The organism is Bradyrhizobium sp. AZCC 1693 (genome assembly GCF_036924745.1).
Taxonomy (GTDB): domain Bacteria; phylum Pseudomonadota; class Alphaproteobacteria; order Rhizobiales; family Xanthobacteraceae; genus Bradyrhizobium.
This window is the reverse complement of the sequence record NZ_JAZHSD010000001.1, coordinates 4,123,779-4,142,518: the sequence shown is the minus strand read 5'-3', so window position 1 is coordinate 4,142,518 and position 18,740 is coordinate 4,123,779. Positions and strand designations below refer to the sequence as shown.

Here is an 18,740-nt window from a genome sequence, read left to right as displayed (position 1 = left end):
ACCGGATCGTTCGCGTAGTGTGGTGGCTACAGGAAGGCTCGCAACAAGCTAGTTGAAATGCGATGATGGGCCATGGCGGCTGTTCCACCGATCTGGGAGGAAACCATGAGGTATCATCTCAACTCATCGTGGATGTGGGGTTGTGATATACTTGCGTTGGGAGTCCCGGCGCCCGCGGCGTGCGCCCTGGTGCTTGTGGCTTTTTGGGCCACCGATCTTCTAAGGCTGAAGGGCGAACGGCGGCCTTAGAGTTGGCGCTCATCGCCCGCGCTTCTTCACAGATTGGGGAGGTGGTGCAGGCGCCTGCGCATATGTTTCTTGGAAGCTTTCAAAACGCGCAGAAAGCGCACTAAGCTGTTCCGAAAGCAGTTTTCGCTGGGGCCGACTACAATGGACCTATCATGCCGTTCATGCTTTTGCTTGGAACGGCCTCCAACTGGAGAGACTAGAATTTGGATCCTACTTCGAACGTTGCGACCGGAACATCTCTGCAAGACCTGATCGAGCGAATTGGCTCAGAACATGTTGAGCGGCGACTGAAAATCGAAGTCGAGCATGAGGCCCAGCTGTTTGGACAGGGACTGATCTTTTTCAATCTTGAAAACTGGTACGCAGCGCCGTGGATTGTCAGAACCGCGCTGAAGCTGACTGGATTTTATGGCCGTGCGCGTCGAAACGCTGACCACGTCGTTGTCAAAAAACATAGCGTGGCTTTCGCCAATCTTCCCCCGGAATTTGACAATTTCACTATCCTTCACATCAGCGATCTACATGCCGACATAAGTGTAGGCGCGATGCGGGATCTGGTTAGCGTGGTCGGCGGCCTTCAGTACGACATTTGCGTCTTAACCGGCGACTATCGCGGCAAGACATATGGTCCGTTCGAAAAAAGTCTAGAAATCATCGATGAACTGCAGGCCCAATTAAAGGGGCCAGTTTATGGGGTGCTTGGTAACCACGACAGCATCCGTATGGCCCCTTCAATGGAGGCCATGGGAATCTGCATGCTGTTCAACGAGTGCGAACCGATTGTTCGTGACGGACAACGTATTTTCCTGGCCGGCGTTGACGATCCGCATTTCTATCGGGCAGACGACATTGAGAAAGCCGCGTCGCAAATTCCTTCAGATGCCTTTTCGATTTTGTTAGCGCACACACCGGAAGTTTACGATCGAGCGATGAGCGCCAGATTCGATCTCTTGTTATGCGGACACACCCACGGAGGTCAGCTTTGCTTACCCGGTGGAATTCCGATCAAGCTGGAGGCAGCATTACCTAGATTCATGGGCGCTGGACCATGGCGCCATGGTGCCATGGTCGGATATACATCGGTGGGGGCTGGCACGAGCCTTCTGCCCGTGCGCTTAAACTGCCCGCCGGAAATAACTCTGCATACCTTGCGCGACGGGCAGCAGCTCTAGCTCACGAGCAAGTCCGTGGCCGAAAAAAATGCGGTATAAATATCCGCCGCGGTATCAAATCAGAGCCAGCGCGCGGCATAAAATCAGGCGTAACGAGTTTCACGGTGCCTTCGATTGCTACCGTGAAGGCTGGTCGCGGTATCAATCTAGGACGCACATATAGTTACCATAAGGCGTAGCCCGCACCGATCGATTAGGCGGTGAGCGAAGGCGCCATCGAAATGCTGTAACAAGCGAACCACCGGGGTTGGGTTTTTCAAAATTGGCAAGCCGAGGTGGCGATGTCCGCTTACGGAGGCGCAAAGCGGACATCCTGGTTGCGCGCGCCCAGGTCCGAAAATGACAGGTTTTGCGGACAGATGGGAGTGCGATGAGCGACGTCTTACCGTTGCGCCGCACCGGTTTAAGTTCCTGCAAAATTTCAGAAATTGTTTCAACGCGCAGCAGAAAAGTCATCGCGCCCTGCCCCCGCCGCGCGCGTTGTAGTAAGCTATGACCATACACAGGCTGCTAGAAAACACTACGTTCGGGCCGGAGGATATTGAACGTCTGGCGACGGCTTACGAATAGACTTTACGGGCGCTGGGTTTAAAAGGTCGCAGCGACCCCATCACGCAGCTTGTCGCCGAGAAGATCATTGCGGTTGGCCGGGTGGGCATTGAAGACCCCGCGGAGATTTCCAAGTTGGCTCTTAAAGAGCTGGGAAGTTGACGCGATTCCCTGTGTTCACTTTTGAACCTTCGACCTCCTTTGCGTTAGCTGCAGAACCGCCATGGTTGAGGCTATGCGTAGGGGAATTGAAAGACGTGCCCGTAGTTCTCGTGGTCGAGGACAAAGAACCATTGCAGGAAATCGTTCATGACGCCTTGAAGGAGGGCGGCTTCGACTTGACGACGGTCGCTTCCGGCGAGGAAGCCGTGGCGATGATCGAAAGTGGCGTGGTCAAGTTTGCGGCGCTCGTAACGGACGTTAACCTCAGGGGGCCGATGAAGGGTTGGGAGATTGCGCGCCTTGTCAGGCAAATCGATCCTGCGTTTCCTATCGTCTACATGACGGGCGGTGCCGCCGACGATTGGGCGTCTGAAGGCGTGCCCAACAGCATTTTGCTGAATAAGCCGTTTGCTCCAGCGCAATTGGTTACGGCAGTGTCCCAACTGCTCAACGCGGGCTCGCCGACCTCCCGGTAACCGCCATTTCTGTCATTGGCACCAAACGGACCAACTGGGCCGGTCTGGTAATATCCGTTGATTGGGGTAGACCGGAAGCGGTCGGCGGAGCGTCAAACCGGGGCTTTGACCCAGTACGCAAGTCAGCATCACGCAGCCCTTGAGAGTTGCCCCAACGCCACCAGCGCCGCAACCGTCCGAGTGTCAACGGGAAATAACTTTCGTGCTAGCTTTCCAATCACGCTGCGCGAACAGTGTGACCCGCTGGCTCGAACAAGCCTACGTCGAAACTCAGTGCGAGGAGTCTCATGACCAGTCAGGGCCGGCGCATTGCCGGTTGCCACTTGTTGCTGCGAGGTAACCGCTGGATGCCCATAAGCGTGAACAAAGCGCTTGGAGACAAAGATCGTTGTTCACCAGGCGGTGCGGTGATTTCCGCATACCTCTCCGCAGTTGTTGAAGGGGACACAATTGTTGGCTGGATAAAAAACTCAGCGTTCTCGGTTCAAGAGGTGCTGCCTAATGGCACACTCGCCCCGCTCGACCTAACTCCCGCGAAACTGGCGTTGCAAGCTGATAGCGCCGACATGAAAGCAAGCAAGGCGGGCATAGTTGGCATCAGTTCGCTGATCGCGGGGCGTCGCATTCAAGAACAAAATACTGGAAACCTTCCTTCGAAGTTGCGTGAAGCTGCATTCGAACGCGCTACGGTACAGATACTGGACAAAATTCAGGGTCATTCCGTTGTCGGCGTGCGTCTGTACGATTGCTGAAACGCGAAAATTAAGCTTTTGATCGTGTTAGCTAGGTAGGTAAGCAGCTCTCGGCTATCACTTCCGTGCTGGCACCCAGAGGACAAAGTTCCTGCGTGGTTGCCTGTCAAGATTGCCGACCGATTACCTCCAGAGCCTCCCCAACCCGGGCATCAAAGGAGTTCATGGAAACGTACCAGAAGGAGTTTAACAAAGCACCGAGCTATCACGCTGCGGGCGCCTATGGCGGCTGCCAGATTTTCATGGAAGCGGCCCGACGGCAAGCAGCCTGGATTCCGACAAGCTCCGCGAGGAATTGCTGAAGCTCAAGATCAAGACCATCTTCAGCGACTATGCCGTGGATGAGCGGGGATATCAGATTGCCAACAAGGGCCTCTTCGTCCAATGGCAGGACGGTCAGAAGGTTGTGGTCTGGCCCGATGAACTCGCGTCTGCCAAGCCCCGGTTCCCGACCCCAGCATGGAGCCAGCGGTAACGGCAAAATGCCAGCGGAAAAATGCTGTTCGCAAAAAGAGAACCGTCTGGATCGGCGGCTTTTCAAGCGTAAATTGTGCTGCCCGGTGGGCGAGGCGCGCGGACCGTTTCTTAATCGGTATGAACGGCGGCTATTGTGCACTTTTCGGAAGTGCCGCAATGTCCGACTTGGGTCCGGAATGCGCACCAAAGCGGACGTCCGCCGGCTGCTCGAGCTTTATGGGCTCACGCCCTAGAGGGCAACGGTGATGAACTTTTTTCCTCCTCGGCTAGAGGCGCGGTGAACCCGGCGGTTGCATGGGAACTCGCCAGAGCCAGAGCAAGTGCAGCAGGGCAACGGAACAAGGATGCGGGAATGGCACACCAAGAACCTGAAAAGGTTGCCCGGTCTCAAGTTCATGCGCACGCTGTGGGTCTGCAACGTTTCGGGTGGGCCTTTCCAGTTCACCGCCACCAGGCCCGGCAAGACGCCTGTTGGCCTGGAGGAGGCCCATCGGCATCTCTTGATTTCCCCGGCCGAATTCGATGAGGTCGTAGCCGAACTTCGACGGACGCTGGACTTCGCCAAGGTCCCGAAACGCGAGAAGGCCGAAGTCCTGGCGGCCTTTGCCGCCCACAAGGACGAGGTCACGGCCGGCTACGTCGCGGCCGCCAAGCGCGGCTGAAGCTGCTGTACTGCCCAGTCCAGACGATGCCATCGCGACCCGCGCGAGGAAGATCGCCGTCTCGCTTGCGATGGCGTCCACATGGGCGTCAACTGGAATCAATTCCCGAATACCTTGCGGTAAGCTCGATACCGGGAACAACAAATTTTTTCAACCGTTGGTCGCTTTTTGGACCCATTCAACGTGCTTGAGTCGGTGCTCGGAAACAGGGCGCCTCTGGAACTAGAATAATAAGAAAAATTTCCGGCAACGCCCCAATCGTTGCGTTAGAGTACTGGGGAGCGTCAACATGGTGGACCAGACACCGCGTTATCGACCATACGATCCCGACGTCAATATACACGACAAAACCCTAACCGAGCGCCGAGTGGCGCTTTACAAGTTCGAACAATCAGTCCGAACCGATTCGCACACGGAAGATCCCGTCCCCGTGTTTCTTTCCGGTTACGACGGTGAGCCGGATCCGAGCGAATACGTGACGCCCCTGCGTTCCGTCTCGGCACGAATTCTGGCGGGCGTTTTGGCGACTGCGGCCGCGGCAATTCTATTCGCGATGTTTTCTTCGGATGCCACACGCGACATCATCGTCAACGCGAAGGCTTCAATTGCGGCTTCCCTTCCGGCGTCCTACGCAGCGGTGCAGCCTGATCCCGCGCAATTGACGGCACATGACACACAGTTGAGGAATCCCAATGATACCGCGCGGCTATCGGCGCCGGCAAATCAGACCCCTGGCGTTCGAGCCGTCACAACGGTCGCGGTGGCGCCGACGCGTGAGGAGATCACGACGGCCTACCAGAGTGCGATACAGGACGGCCGCGCCCCCGCCGCCACACCGCCGGGCGCTCCAGCGCCGGTTGCCGCAGCGCCGCCGGCCGCGGCACCAGTTGCCGCTCTGCCGCCGGCACCTGTCCGAGAGCCCATGATCCCGGGAGATGCGATCCACCGCCTCGATCCTAATGAAATCGCCTCGTCGCTCAGGCGAGCGGATGATTTGATTGCGAGCGGCGATCTCGCCGCGGCTCGCCTCGTGCTGCGGCGCGCGGCTAACGCCGGAGATGCGCGCGCCGCCATGACGCTCGCCGGAACTTACGATCCAGTGATTCTGGAGAAGCTGGGCGTCCATGGCTTCGTGCCGGACGTAGCCATGGCACGAGTCTGGTACGAGAAAGCCAAAAAGTTCGGATCGGCGGAGGCGCCTCAGCGGCTCGAACTGCTCGCAAGCAAGCGGCAATAATCGGCGCACCGTATGACAGTTTTCAAAGCGGTTTACTGCCGATGGATGTTCGCCGCAAACCGAATACACCGAGTCTAACCGAATGTCGGACGCGGCACGCACTTCGCGGCACGCACTTAATGGGCCGCAGATCACAGCAAAAGGCAAAGTTATGGGCATCTTCAGCGCGACTGCTAGAAATCTCTTCGTGTGCCTGTCGTTCTTCTTGTTTCTTATGTCCTTAGCTGTCCCCTTGGGGCCTGTTTTGGCTCAAAGCCAAAAGCCGGTGGCTCAAAGCCAAAAGCCGGCGGTCAGTTACGATGAAAAAAAGCGTCAGGCCAACGATATCGCCGTCACGGTCGTGGTGTCCGGCATCTCATGTACGTGCGCCAGGTTCACTGAGGATATCCGGAACGTCGTGAACGATTTGGGGCCGGACGGGGTGCGCGTTCTGCCGGTTCTTGGGGTCGGCGGACTTCAAAACCTGAATGATGTGTTGTTTCTCAAGAACATGGACATGGCTGTCGTCGACGAGGACAATCTTCGACTCCTAAAGAAGAAGGATCCGGTGCTGTATGCCAATGTCGAGCAGCGCGTTCAATATATCACGAAGCTCTACAATTCCGAGTTTCATGTTCTCGCGCGAAACGAAATCACGTCCTATGACGATCTGAAGGGCAAGAAGGTCAACTTCAACCTGAAGGACAGCCAGACCGAAGTGACCGCCGATACCGTTTTCAATGCCCTCAATATCCCCGTGCAGCGCTCTTACTACGACAACGATGAAGCACTTAAGAGGCTGATGTCGGGAGAAATCTCGGCAATGATCATCCTCACTGGAGCGCCGCAGGCCACCCTGGCGAAGGTGAAGAAGGAAGACGGCGTGCATTTCCTCCCGCTCGATCAGGAAAGCTTGCAAAATCATGACCTGCGCGATTTGTTCGCAAATTATCTTCCCGCAGAGATCACCCATCAAAACTATCCGAACCTGATTGCCGAGGGGACCTCTGTCCCGACCATTGCGAACCGGGCGTTGCTTGTCGCCTATAATTGGCCGGAGAATTCCCCGCGGTACAAGAGGGTCGCCAAATTCATCGACGCGTTTTTCGGCAAGATCGATCAATTCAACACCCCGTCGAGGCATCCCAAGTGGCGCGAAGTCAATCTTTCGGCCGAAATGCCTGGTTGGGTGCGATTTAAGCCCGCGGCCGAATGGCTTGCCGCCCACCGAAATCAAGCCGTATCCGCCAAATCAGACATGCTCGGCCAATCCTCTCCCGAGCTGAGGGTGGCATTCGAAAAATTTATGCAGAACAACGCCTCTTCGTCCGGTCGGAACACGCTCTCCACCAAAGAACGGGAAATGCTTTTCGCCAGATTCATGAAAATTCTCGCCGAGTCTAAGGCGGAACAGGCGGCGGCACGTTAGACTTCGCAAGAATGTCACCAGAAAAGATATCCGCTGTGGCCCGATCTTCCGCCTCGACGCACGTGTCGCTGCCGGTTTGTCGGGACTCCTTAGGTAGAGACGAACGGGGAGCCGGCGGCTGGAGCTCATGCGAAGTCGACGGCGAGCCCCAGGGACGGTGCTCGCCCGTTCGCGCGTCGATTCCCGTCATGTTTGGTGCATCCGCCGGAGCGCGGGGACGTTGGCGCAGTGTCCTGATCACGAATGGCATCTTGCCTCGGGCTTGCAGCAAGGCCGCAAAGTGCGATTCAGACCAATTTGGGAGTCCTTGCGGAAGCCCGGCCAAAAAAACCACAACACCGGGCAATAAAGGGAGGAATATCATGGCGCGAAACCGGGCGGAACGCCGCGAACGGCGGGAGCAGCTTCGACTCCAACCGTCGCGGCTTTCTGGGCAGCACGGGTTTGGCTGCGATGGGAGCGATCGTTGGGAGCACCATGCCGCTATCCGGTAACAGCGCCGGAATTCCGAGCGCACACGCACAGGCGGGTCCAATTGCCGCGCCCGCCCCGGAGAAGGGGACCGCAATACCTGAAATATCCCGGCAAGCACGAAGGGCTCGTCGTGCTCGGCGAAAAGCCGCTGGTGGCCGAGACGCCGGAAAGCCTGCTCGATGACGACACCACGCCGATCGAGAGATTCTACATTCGCAACAACGGGCAGATCCCCGAGGAAACGAAGGATCCCGACGCCTGGAAGATCGCCATCGACGGCGAAGTCAACGACAAGATTGAGATCACGCTCGGGGAGCTGAAATCGAAATAAAAGGCCGTGACGCGGCGCATGGTGCTGGAGTGCGGCGGCAACGGCCGCGCGGCGTTTTCGCCGCCGGCGCGCGGCAACCAGTGGACCAATGGGGGGCGGGGTGCGCCGAATGGACCGGCGTGCCGCTCGCCGATCTGCTCAGGAAGGCGGGGCTGAAGCCCGGCGCGAAATACACCGCGCATTATGCGGCCGACCTGCATCTGTCGGGCGATGCCAGCAAGCCGAGCCTCTCGCGCGGCGTGCGTATCGAGAAGGCGATGGACCCGAACACGATGATCGTGTGGAGCATGAACGGCCAGCCGCTGCCGAACATCCACGGCGGGCCGGTGCGCCGATCGTGCCGGGCTGGGCGGGCTCGGCATCGCAGAAATGGCTGACGCGCATCACCATCCGCGACAAGGAGCATGACGGCCCCGGGATGACGGAATTTTTCTATCGCCTCGCCATCAAGCCGATGGTGCCCGGCGGCAAGGCCGATCCGGCGAATTTCCGCATTCTGGAATCGATGCCGGTGCGCTCCATCATCACCAATCCGGCGAACGGCGCCAAGTTCGGCGCCGGCACCAAGAAGCTGAAACTGCGCGGCGCCTCCTGGGCCGGCGATCTCACCGTCAAACAGGTGGATGTCTCGACCGATTTCGGCGCGAGTTGGCAGCGGACCACGCTGGAAAAACCGAAGAACAAGTATGACTGGCAGCGCTGGACCGCGACCTTAAAACTGCCGACGGACGGCTATTTCGAAATCTGGGCGCGCGCGATCGATTCCAAGGGCGCGATGCAGCCGCATCAGGCCGGCTTCTGGAATCCGCAAGGCTATGGCGGCAACGCCATGCACCGCATCGCCGTGCTGGTCGGATGATGCAGCGTCTTGCGTGGTTCGCCCTGGCGGGCGCGCTTTGGATCGCGCCGGCCATGGCGCAAACGAGCTTCACGCCGCGCGACGAAAGCCCGCAGGATTTCCCCGCGGGTCTGGGCCGCGATGAAACGTTCTATGCCTGCACCGCCTGCCACGGTTTCAAGCTGGTAGCGCAGCAAGGCATGACGCGCGCGCAGTGGGACGATTCGATCAACCTGATGATCCGCCGCCACAACATGCCGCCGCTCGATGACAAGGACCGCGACGTGGTGCTGAACTATCTCGAAGCGGCCTATCCGCCGCGCGCGCCAACGGGTCGCGGAGTTTGGCAAAACCCGTTTGCCAAGTGAGTGTCTGCCATGTCACAGAGCGCCCGCTCAAAATCGCCGACGGCATTGTTTACTTCGCGCCCAGCTTCGGCAAACGAAAGCCAAACTGATCCACCTTTGAATAGAACTCAATGCCGCTTTGCGCGCATCGCGTCAGTTAGTGCCGTGCAGCGACATGTCTGAAGTTAGGGGTAAACCGGAAGTGAGACTGACATTGCCAAACTGACGCAAATGACCCAACTCGGACATCAGCCCTCAGGTACCCCGGCCAATCGCATGCCCTCAATCACGCGGTCGCGCCAGGCACGGAAAGTCGGAACGTCGCTCCGTGCGTTGGTGGCATCACGAAAGCGGCAAATGGTGAAACTCGGATCGAGCGCAAGTCCCGCTTGCACTGTGGCCCGCGCTTCGTCCAGCTCCCCGAGCCGCGCCAGCGCAGCCGCGAGAACGAAATGCGCGGTGGAATGGTTTCGGTTTGCGTCGAGGGCCCGGCGCAGCCAGACGATTGCTTCGGCATCGGCACCGAGCTGCGCCTTGGCGAAGCCGACGATTGCCATCCATCGATGGGCAAAAATGTCGCGAGGAGAAAGGCGGAGTGCCTCATTGATGTGGGGTTCAGTTTCTTCGCCGCGACCAAGAAAAAACTTTGCGCCCCCGATGACAGCATGAGCGGGGGCCAAATTGCGATCCAGAGCCGTTGCGTGCTCGCATTGAACCAGGGCTTGGGCCGCGCGCTTCGTGACCACTTGCACGATGCCCAGCAACATGTGAGCCACAGCGTGGTTCGGCGCGAGCGATAATGCTTTGGTTAAAGTCGCCTCGGCCGAGGCAAGCCGCGCTGACCAGTCGTCGGTCATAAGGGCAGCTCCAGTCATCGTATCGACCCGCGCCAAACCAACCATGGCCTCGACATTTTCGGGATCAAGCGCCACCGCCTTCTCGAAAAAACCGCGCGCCCGCGCCATGTAATCGGGGATCAGGCCCTTGTTGAACCAGCCTCGGCCCTGGAACACCAAATCCAAGGCGTCTGGATGTAACGAACTCTCCGCGCGTCTTGCTTCGGCAGCAATGAGTTGCGCATCGAGCGTGTTGGCCAGCCTCGATACGATTTCGTCCTGCATGTCGAAGAGGTCGGCGACAGGCTTGTCGAAACGCTCGGCCCAGAGGTGGTTGCCGGTTTCGGCGTCGATCAACTGAACGTTCACGCGGAGGCGGTTGCCGCCACGCTGCATCGAACCCTCCAGTACATAGCGGACGTTCAGCTCACGTCCCAGCTTCTTGACATCGATTGCTTTGCCCTTGAACGTGAACGCTGTGTTACACGCAATCACAAGCGCGCCGCTGATGCGCGATAAGTCTGTGGTCAGGCTCTCTGTGACGCCATCCACGAAGTACTCTTGCTCGGGATCGCCGCTGATGTTCGCGAATGGTAGAACCACGATGGACAAGTGTGGCACTGAAGGTGGGCTGGGTGTCGTGCTGCTGCCCTTTGTCGGCAGGCTGAATTCATCCCGGACCAGGGCATAGGCCCGCACCGGGCGGTCGATGTTCTTGAGGTTCTGCTCGCCAAGATCGGCGAACTCGATCCCGACCTTGCCTCGGACTTGATCGTAGGTCGAAGACGAGATGCAGATGCCGCCCGGCTCAGCGATCCCCTCAAGCCGGGCCGCGATGTTGACGCCATCTCCAAAGATGTCGTGGGGCTCGACAATCACGTCGCCGATATTGACGCCCACGCGCAAAGCGATGCGTCTGTCTTCCGCGTCACCAACTGTAAGTTCCTTGATGCGGGTTTGAAACTGCGCAGCGGCTCGAACCGCTTGGACCGCGCTCGGAAACTCCGCCAAGAACCCATCGCCGGTGTTCTTCACGACACGGCCGCCGTGTTCGGCAATTGCCGGGGCGACGGCGTCGGTTAGGAGCGCGGCCAGTTTGGCATGGGTCGCCTCTTCGTCATTGTGCATCAACCGCGAGTAGCCAGCTACGTCGGCGGCCAATATCGCCGACAACCTCCGCTCGACCCGGACTGGCCGCTCCTGCACCATGGCCCACGATCCAACCTAGATGCGATTGTACGACAGATCAGATCGGATGCCCACTAAGGCTGATGTCGCATATTGTGCAGGTTTTCGGATGCCGGCATGCCGAGACCATCTCCACGCTCGGACAGCCGGCGTCCGAAAAGCGCCAAGGCACGAAATCGCGGGAGGTGGGGCGCTGACGGTGCAGCGGGCGCTATGGGGATTTTGCGGCGGGCTCGGGCCTGAGAAGACTGGACCGGAGCGGTTGCGATGATCGGGCTTCTGCCACGCGTAGGGGTGTGCGTCGGTATGAACGAGCGATCTGCGCGTCGCGCGACAAGATTGGTCGCGCGACTGCTGGTGAATCCAGCACAGCGATGCGAGCGTGGGCGCTGCCGGCTGAGAGCCGGCCAGAATGGCGCTTGTCACTGCGGTCGTTGATCGGCGGCGATGGTCTCATGATGTGTCGATCCTGATCGGCGCCGGCGCCGGTGTGGGGCGGTGCTTCGGCTCGCAGCCGCGCTCAAAAGTCTCGATGACGATCATGCGGGCGCCGCAGCACGGGCATGGACGCGGCAGCACGCGGGGTTCGTTGATCGCGGCTTCGGGCGTCTCGGGTTCTTTAGGGCGCGCCGGCTGAGCGAGCAGCTGGCGCGCGTGCGCAATGTTTGCGGCTCGGGCGCCGTTGGCGAGCAGGCCATAGTGTCGGATGCGATGGAAGCCCTTCGGCAGCACGTGGATCAGGAAGCGCCGGATGAACTCGTCGGTCGCCAGCGTCATCGCCTTGTAGCGGGCGGGCCCCTCGATCCGATAGTCCTTGTACTTGAAGGTGACACCGTTCTCGTCGGCGGACAGCAGCCGGCGATTGGAGATCGCGATGCGGTGGGTGTAGCGCGACAGATAGCGCAACACCTGCCTGGGCCCGGCGAACGGCTCTTTGGCGTAGACCACCCAATTGATCTCGCGCAGTGGCGTCAGATAGGCAGCGAATGCAGCCTTATCGGCGAGCCGCGCATGCTCGCCGAAGAACTGCAGGCGGCCGGCGTGGTGAGCCGCGACCAGCATCTCCAGAAACAGCCTGCGGAACAACGCCGAGAGAACCTGCACGGTCAAAAAATAGCGTGGTCGGCACGCGATCCACTTCGATCCGTCCGGCGACAGGCCACCACCCGGCACGACCATGTGGACATGCGGGTGATGCGTCAGCGCGGAACCCCATGTGTGCAGCACCGACATGAAGCCGATGCGAGCGCCGAGATGCTTGGGATCGGCCGCGATCGTGAGCGTGGTCTCCGCCGAGGCTTTGAACAGCAGGTCGTAGATCACCGCCTTGTTCTGATAGGCGATGTCGGCGATCTGCGCCGGCAGCGTGTACACCACATGAAAGTACGGCACCGGCAGGAGATCGGCCTCGCGCTCGGCCAGCCACTCGCGGGCCGCAGCGCCCTGGCACTTGGGGCAGTGCCGGTTGCGGCAGCTGTTGTAGGCGATGACGGTGTGGGCGCAGGTCTCGTTCTCGCAGCGCGCCACATGGCCGCCGAGCGCCGCCGTGCGGCAGCGCTCGATCGCACTCATGACTTTCAGCTGGCCGAGACTGACGTGGCCCGCATTGGCGCGCCGCCACGCCGCCCCGTGGTCGCGCAAGATATCCGCGACCTCCAGCGCTGGACGCGACACAGCTCCCGGCCGTTACGCCGGCGGCGGGTTCTTCCTGCTCTTCCTGGGTCTCTTGCGAGGCTGCGACAGCCGGTCGAGCGGGCTTTCGATCGCCGCGATCATGCCGGTGGCGACACGGGTATAGCGCGCCGTCGTGTCCAGTTTGTCGTGACCCAGCAGCGCCTGGATGAATCTGATATCGGTGCCGTCCTCCAGCAGGTGGGTCGCGAAGCTGTGGCGCAGCGCGTGCAGCGTCACGCCCTTCCTGATCCCGGCCGCATCGGCCGCCTCATGAAACAGGCGGTTGAGCTGGCGGGTGGTCATGGGCTTGCCGGCCCTGGTGCCGGGAAACAGCCAGCGTTCCGGCACGGGCGTTTGCGCATCGTGACGCGATGGGCGCGCCTTCCACCATTGCCGCAACAGATCGAGCGTCTTTGACGACAGCATGACATTACGGTCCTTGCGCCCCTTGGACTGCTCGATGCGAATGATCTTCTGCGCGCTGTCGATATGCTTGACCTTGAGCCGCACCACCTCGCCGGCGCGCAACCCGCAGCCATAGCCGAGGCTGAGCAGGAGGCGGGCCTTGAGGCTGCCGGCGACGGCCAGCAGGCGCCGCGTCTCATCCTGGCTCATCACCAGCGGGATCTTCTGAGGCTCGCGGAGATGATAGATCTCGGCCGCAAGGTCCAATCGGCGCAGCGTCACGCGGAACAAGAACCGCAACCCGGTCATGATGCGGTTGCGGTTGCAGATGCTCGCGCCCGTCTCGGCCAGGTGCAGCTGGAAGCGGCGGATGTCCTCAAGTGTGGCCGTGTCGGGGGACTGCTTCACAAACGCCGCGAACCGCTTGCAACTGCTGATATGGCCTCTCTGCGTGCCCGCACAGAGCTTGCGCGCATTCATGTCCTCGATCATGCGCTGGCGCAGCGGGCTGACAGCATCCGTACTCATAGGAAACTCCTGTCTTGAATGAGGTTGACGACACCTCGATCTTCAAGACAGGGCGACCCGCGCGCTATCGACGATCTTGACCCCGGCTACCGTGCTCGCGGTCGGGCTCCCCGCGCAGCGGGCTATCGCGCAGCGATTTAGTGCATTGGCACATTTGGGACATGCCGACGAACGCTGAACTGGTCCGCTTATCGGGGTAGGTCGGAAGTAATCGGCCTACCGTCAGGATGGCATGATTGACCCAAAGGGGATCCCCTGGCCCGCTAAAATGGCGAATTGGGCTGCGGGAATAAGACCTCCACCTCTAAAGCAGACCGTACCATAGTAAGTTGATCGAAGGGTCGCAAAGCGTCAATTTTGATTTGTCAACGCTGAGGTCCCATGAAGCGATGGGCATGCTCCGCACATAGGAGGTGATGATGCAGGTTAGCTATCCATTGTCGGCCGGAAACCGTCATATTCAGATATCTTAGACCGTCCTCGATGTGCGTTGAAACGCTGTTCCAGAAAAAGGTGGGATATTTATCAATAATATCAGCTGGCGACGCATATCCAAGCTGACGGTTTTTTCCGATCTCTTCAAACTCGCTATAGAGCGCATTGGCCTTTCGCGAATACATTGGATCCCCAAGCTGTCCAATGAGGTCGGCAGCTTGGACTAGTTTTGGTTCTATGCCCTCATCAGCGTTCGAGCGATCTAGACGTGCTGGAAAACGCGTCATTTCAATTGCGGCTGCTATACGGGGTGCGTCGAGGATCGGTGAATTTCCGAGACGTTCAAAGGCAAATAGCTTCGATCGATCGACGTGATAAGGCGAGAGGGCTGCATCTGATGCGCCGCGAGAAAGCGTTATTGTCTTTCCGCTCCCGTCCACCACGAACTCGGTTTCCGTGTCACCGCTCAGAACGCCACGCACATAGCCGATATCGTGCAATAGGCAAGCGACGATCAGATGGCTGTAATCAGTGGGTTCTATTCTTTGTGAAAGTGTCATTCCCGCTAGAATTTCACGTCCGACCATCGTGACCTGTAGAGTGTGCTCGTAATTGTGGTAAAGAGCATCGCTTCTGGCCAGACATTCAATGGTACTGCGCGCAAAGGAGCCTAAACGCTCAGCCATATCGTCCTGTGCTGGACCAAAAACGCGACGGAAATCTTTGGCGAGAAATTTGCCCAACTTCTTGGCTGCTAATGCCGTGATCGTCTTCACCGACCATCTCCAGGACGGCAAGATGTTATCATTTTGCGAAGAATCTGGAAGGCGAAAAGCGTCGGTCTGTAGGCTCCCAAGGTGATCGGCCTCTGGTCGAAACGTCGCGAATGACCCACGGGACATCGTCGCCTCGCGAGACCCGCACTGCGTCGGGATGTCCTGTTACCGGGACATCAAGCGCAAAGGGTTAGGCTATGTCATCCGTGGCTGGAGTCTGCCGCGCGGCTTTTTCCTGTGCAACAATTCCCTCTAGCCGCGAGATGTTCTCCAGCAAGCGCTGGCTGGTCAGCACGAGAAAGTAATACCCGAATTGCGGATTTTGAAAGTAGATTTCGAGCAGCCTATCATAAGTTATAGTCATCACTTGCCCGTCTTCAATGCATTCGACGGTCGCGGTTCGCCGTTTATTGGGAGTAAGGAAACCAAGCTCTCGCCCATCAGACGTCCCGGCGGAAGTTCGACGTCGATTTCCCTGACCAAAAACTTTCCTGTGACCGTCAAGAACATCTCGGTGGCCGCATCATCCTTCTTGCACAATTTATCGCCCTGGCGATATTTGCGCTCGGTCATGAAAGGTTTGAGCCATTCCAATGAGGTATCGCCCTCCGTCGCGATACGTGCCCTCTTGATCAGATTGAGCATTTGGCGGAGGCGAATTGCATTGATCGGCAGCAACAGCAGATACAGGATAAAAGTCGCGACGTTTCCGGAGAGCGCGCCAAAGGCGACGAAGAATGTACAGCCGGCCATGTTCGCGATGCGCAGCGGCACCATTGTATGCATCAGCAAGGTAGCGACAAGAAAGATGGCGCCAACCAGAGCGAACATGTTGGCAAGCGTGATGTTGGCCAGCACAATTTCCAGCAGCCGATTGAATAGTGCGTCGTAGGTGATGCTGTTGGGATCGAGACCCATCTGAACCAGAATCTTTGCGATCCTGAGATTGTCCGCCGCCGTATCAAGAATGCGGTTTAGTATCGTCGAAAAATCTGCACTGCTCGAGTTCATCGGATATTCCCCCCGCGCAAAGCTGTCATCTATTCGTCGGATACCGATAATCGAAGTCGAATAATTACCATTTGGGCAAGATCAATAGCGGCAATCTTCTACCTTGAGAGTGGTTTCGGCATTTACCCGCTCTAATTGGTTTACTGTCATATCGGTGCTGAACCTCTTGACCTGGCATTTTCGGACGTTTGACGATACGAGTCTGGCTGACGATGTCCGGTCTTTCGGCCAAAGCCGACCTGCCGGTTGCGCTTCCTCACTTCCGAGTTTGACCCCACAAGAGACATCGGAGCGAAAACCAACCGACGGCACCTATTGAACGGCTTACGTCGATGCTTTTCGCATCCGGTCGCCTCGCAACCACAACACTGCTGATGCACTGCAACACCGTCTCGCGTGTTTGGTTGCGCAAGTGGACTAGATTGCGAAGGATTCCCCTATTGGGTTTCGACTTCGACTCGTGTTTCTCCGGAACCGTGCCTTCCAGATCGAGCGCGTCGTCCGGGCGTACCGCGTTCGGCAGCCTCAGCTGCCTCAGCTCATCCCAGCCCATTCCCGCAAGGTCATGGAGTCGTGGCTGGATCCGGGGCGTCAACAAAACGTAGCTCGAGAAGGTATGGGCGTGCATGCGGTCAGCCCCAAAAATTGAACGCGCCGCAGCCTCCTCATCAATGTGGCGGGGCACCGGATCATACTGCTTAGCGAACTCAGTGATTTCGCTCTTGGTGACGAGATAGGGTCCGGCCAACAAGCTGGTGCCGACTTCCGCGTCTTCAAAGTACAAGCTGGGCATCGGGTTTGTCCTCGGCTCACAACTGCCCAAACACTCTTTGGACGGTCTGTGGTAGGTTGGGTATGGGGCAGTCACCGCGGCGCGCGATCCTACGGCGTCATTAATGAAAAGGAGGAGAACATGTACATCAACTGGGAAACACGCTCCTACTTTGACTTCAACTCGCTAGACCCCTTTGCGACGCACGGCATCCCACTTCCCACTTATGGGAACTATGGTGGTCCGAATTATTCTGCTGGCGAGGTGGGTGGAACGATTACGGGGACCTCGGCCGACCCACCTCCAGTAGACCCGCTCGATGCGTTGTTTTATCAGCATGATCTCGCGTACCAAACTTCTACAGACCCCTTGGTGCGAGCTGCAGCAGACGTTCAGCTTGTGGAGGCCATGCACGCACTAACGTACACAGATCCTGGTGACACTAATTACGACCCCGAGGCCGGTCTGTATGAGGGCTTTGCCACCCTTGGCACCGTCGCTGGGCTTGCGGCCGGCGGCGTATTGCAACATCTCCCCCTTTCCGATCAACTCTTAATAGGCCAGGCTACTCAAGAGGCCGTGGTAAATCTTGAGGCAGGGCTCGCCGAAGCGCCGGCCGAAACCAAGAGCTTGCACGGCGCATTCCATGTGTTCGAGCATCAATACTTGGACTTGTTGCTGTAATAGACGGCAGTCTGCACGAACCTACGGGGCCGGGATTGCTCCCGGCCTCCAAGGGCGCCGCAACATTGAGGTATGAGCCGGCACCGACGGATGGACCGCGATGACAAGAGCCGGCGCGTGAAGAAGAAGTCGCGCGGGCTTGTCATCAACCACCATACCGCCCGGACGCTCGGCTTCACGGTGCCGACGTCGCTGCTCGCCCTCGCCGACGAGGTGATCGAACAGGACACGACTTCCGTTGTTGTGCACGTTTGAGACATGCCGGCTGGCGATAAGAACGTCTGTTCATCGGGGATCAACGGAAGTGACCGACCTGAGTCTCAAAACGGCGCTTTTGACCCGTTGCTGACCTTCGGCAACTAACCAGTGGCCCCTCTCAGATGCCATTGCCCCGCGTCTTGGAACAGGCGGGACTACGTGGGACCTCTTCGTGGCTGGAACAGCAATTTGACGACGCTGTAAGGCGGGCCGAAGCGTCCCTCGGGTAGGAACTATCCCTGTCCGGGCAGCTTGGTGTCCAAACGAAAAGGATATCTTATGCCCACAAAGATACCGAACACAAAAAAGCCGATGCGGGCCAGCAAGTCCCGCCACGTCGTCACGACTCCGGTAGCGGCGCGAACGAAACTACCGATGGATTGGATGCAAGCAGGCATTGGCGGATGACCGGACGCGGCGAGGCATTCTGCGCACATGTCGTCTCTTACGCCGACGACTTCGTCATTCTCAGTCGCGGACATGCGGCTGAGGCTCTGGCGTGGACGGAGGACGTGATGACCAGGCTCGGGATTGCGCCATGCTGCGGAAGACACTCCATCGGGTGCCTTGCCAGAGGATGTTGAGATCGTCCCGGTATTTGACCGCGCCGACCTCGCACCGAAAACTTAGGTGCAATCATGGTGAGGAAAAAGCACGGCGTCTTTATCGAAACACCCATGGAAGCGCGTCAAGCCGAACGCGGCCCCTCGATTCTATTGCTGCTCATCATCAGCGTAAGTGTTGCAGTGATCGCTATGGCGGCAGTCTGGTTCGTGTTCTTCCGTACCTAGACGGTGAGATTGTTCAGTAGGCGAGAGCCAGTTAAGGCGAGCGAGTCTGCCAGGCTAATTGCCGTCGCGACTATCGCTCATGGAATCTAGCTCTGGCTTTTCCGCTTGATCACGCAATGTGGTCATATCGTCGTAATTGTTCGCAAGACGCAACAGCTTTTTTTAATGAACGGGTCTGCTTCGGTCGCAAGTTCGCGAAGGACGCGCGCTCTATGCCTATAAAATTTGTCGTCCATGCGGGGGTCCCC

At 58.6% G+C, this 18,740-nt stretch carries 20 protein-coding genes; 14 read left to right on the top strand and 6 right to left on the bottom strand.

Going from position 1 to position 18,740, the window contains the following annotated elements; all coding sequences use genetic code 11:
- Positions 1 to 452 precede the first annotated feature (452 nt).
- The 11 genes from V1293_RS19825 to V1293_RS19775 all read left to right on the top strand — a co-directional run bounded on the left by V1293_RS19825 (position 453) and on the right by V1293_RS19775 (position 9,155).
- Positions 453 to 1,421 (top strand): metallophosphoesterase, encoded by a 969-nt coding sequence (locus tag V1293_RS19825; RefSeq protein ID WP_334511533.1) that lies wholly within the window; start codon positions 453 to 455, stop codon positions 1,419 to 1,421.
- 797 nt (positions 1,422 to 2,218) lie between these two features.
- Entirely contained in the window at positions 2,219 to 2,608 is a 390-nt protein-coding gene (locus V1293_RS19820) for a response regulator (protein ID WP_334511532.1), read from the top strand.
- 287 nt (positions 2,609 to 2,895) lie between these two features.
- Positions 2,896 to 3,360 carry a hypothetical protein gene (locus V1293_RS19815; protein ID WP_334511530.1) on the top strand — a complete coding sequence of 155 codons (465 nt, stop codon included), beginning with the start codon at positions 2,896 to 2,898 and terminating at the stop codon, positions 3,358 to 3,360.
- Between the two features lie 295 nt (positions 3,361 to 3,655).
- Positions 3,656 to 3,835, top strand: a complete 180-nt coding sequence (locus tag V1293_RS19810; protein WP_334511529.1) for a hypothetical protein — start codon at positions 3,656 to 3,658, stop codon at positions 3,833 to 3,835.
- A gap of 346 nt (positions 3,836 to 4,181) precedes the next feature.
- The gene (locus V1293_RS19805; RefSeq protein WP_334511528.1) at positions 4,182 to 4,499 is read left to right on the top strand and encodes a hypothetical protein; all 318 of its coding nucleotides are present in this window, start codon (positions 4,182 to 4,184) and stop codon (positions 4,497 to 4,499) included.
- A gap of 289 nt (positions 4,500 to 4,788) precedes the next feature.
- Entirely contained in the window at positions 4,789 to 5,736 is a 948-nt protein-coding gene (locus V1293_RS19800; RefSeq protein ID WP_334511527.1) for a hypothetical protein, read from the top strand.
- 82 nt (positions 5,737 to 5,818) lie between these two features.
- Positions 5,819 to 7,144, top strand: a complete 1,326-nt coding sequence (locus V1293_RS19795) for a TAXI family TRAP transporter solute-binding subunit (protein WP_334511526.1) — start codon at positions 5,819 to 5,821, stop codon at positions 7,142 to 7,144.
- Positions 7,145 to 7,679: 535 nt separating this feature from the next.
- Positions 7,680 to 7,949, top strand: a complete 270-nt coding sequence (locus tag V1293_RS19790) for a hypothetical protein (RefSeq protein ID WP_334511525.1) — start codon at positions 7,680 to 7,682, stop codon at positions 7,947 to 7,949.
- 119 nt (positions 7,950 to 8,068) lie between these two features.
- Complete coding sequence (locus tag V1293_RS19785) at positions 8,069 to 8,326, top strand: molybdopterin-dependent oxidoreductase (RefSeq protein WP_334511524.1); 258 nt, start codon at positions 8,069 to 8,071, stop codon at positions 8,324 to 8,326.
- The gene (locus V1293_RS19780) at positions 8,287 to 8,808 is read left to right on the top strand and encodes a hypothetical protein (protein ID WP_334511522.1); all 522 of its coding nucleotides are present in this window, start codon (positions 8,287 to 8,289) and stop codon (positions 8,806 to 8,808) included. The genes V1293_RS19785 and V1293_RS19780 overlap by 40 nt, the downstream gene beginning before the upstream one ends.
- Positions 8,805 to 9,155 (top strand): hypothetical protein, encoded by a 351-nt coding sequence (locus tag V1293_RS19775; RefSeq protein WP_334511521.1) that lies wholly within the window; start codon positions 8,805 to 8,807, stop codon positions 9,153 to 9,155. The genes V1293_RS19780 and V1293_RS19775 overlap by 4 nt, the downstream gene beginning before the upstream one ends.
- Positions 9,156 to 9,382: 227 nt before the next feature.
- Here the strand turns inward: V1293_RS19775 and V1293_RS19770 are convergent, their stop codons facing one another.
- The 6 genes from V1293_RS19770 to V1293_RS19745 form a co-directional block, all read right to left on the bottom strand.
- Positions 9,383 to 11,179 carry an adenylate/guanylate cyclase domain-containing protein gene (locus tag V1293_RS19770; protein WP_334511520.1) on the bottom strand — a complete coding sequence of 599 codons (1,797 nt, stop codon included), beginning with the start codon at positions 11,177 to 11,179 and terminating at the stop codon, positions 9,383 to 9,385.
- Between the two features lie 432 nt (positions 11,180 to 11,611).
- The gene (locus V1293_RS19765) at positions 11,612 to 12,832 is read right to left on the bottom strand and encodes an IS91 family transposase (RefSeq protein ID WP_334508880.1); all 1,221 of its coding nucleotides are present in this window, start codon (positions 12,830 to 12,832) and stop codon (positions 11,612 to 11,614) included.
- A 12-nt stretch (positions 12,833 to 12,844) separates the two neighbouring features.
- Complete coding sequence (locus V1293_RS19760) at positions 12,845 to 13,765, bottom strand: tyrosine-type recombinase/integrase (RefSeq protein ID WP_334508877.1); 921 nt, start codon at positions 13,763 to 13,765, stop codon at positions 12,845 to 12,847.
- Positions 13,766 to 14,130: 365 nt separating this feature from the next.
- A complete protein-coding gene (locus V1293_RS19755; protein ID WP_334511519.1) occupies positions 14,131 to 14,976 on the bottom strand; it encodes an HD domain-containing protein in 846 nt (281 codons plus the stop codon).
- 363 nt (positions 14,977 to 15,339) lie between these two features.
- Complete coding sequence (locus V1293_RS19750) at positions 15,340 to 15,987, bottom strand: cyclic nucleotide-binding domain-containing protein (RefSeq protein ID WP_334511518.1); 648 nt, start codon at positions 15,985 to 15,987, stop codon at positions 15,340 to 15,342.
- Positions 15,988 to 16,243: 256 nt separating this feature from the next.
- Positions 16,244 to 16,780, bottom strand: coding sequence for an acyl dehydratase (locus V1293_RS19745; protein ID WP_334511517.1), 537 nt, complete (start codon positions 16,778 to 16,780; stop codon positions 16,244 to 16,246).
- A 120-nt stretch (positions 16,781 to 16,900) separates the two neighbouring features.
- Here V1293_RS19745 and V1293_RS19740 point away from each other — a divergent pair, with 120 nt between their 5' ends.
- The 3 genes from V1293_RS19740 to V1293_RS19730 all read left to right on the top strand — a co-directional run bounded on the left by V1293_RS19740 (position 16,901) and on the right by V1293_RS19730 (position 18,492).
- Positions 16,901 to 17,443, top strand: a complete 543-nt coding sequence (locus V1293_RS19740) for a hypothetical protein (protein ID WP_334511516.1) — start codon at positions 16,901 to 16,903, stop codon at positions 17,441 to 17,443.
- Between the two features lie 90 nt (positions 17,444 to 17,533).
- Positions 17,534 to 17,698, top strand: a complete 165-nt coding sequence (locus tag V1293_RS19735; protein WP_334511515.1) for a hypothetical protein — start codon at positions 17,534 to 17,536, stop codon at positions 17,696 to 17,698.
- 641 nt (positions 17,699 to 18,339) lie between these two features.
- On the top strand, positions 18,340 to 18,492 hold the full coding sequence (locus tag V1293_RS19730) for a hypothetical protein (protein WP_334511514.1): 153 nt from the start codon (positions 18,340 to 18,342) through the stop codon (positions 18,490 to 18,492).
- Positions 18,493 to 18,740: the final 248 nt, after the last annotated feature.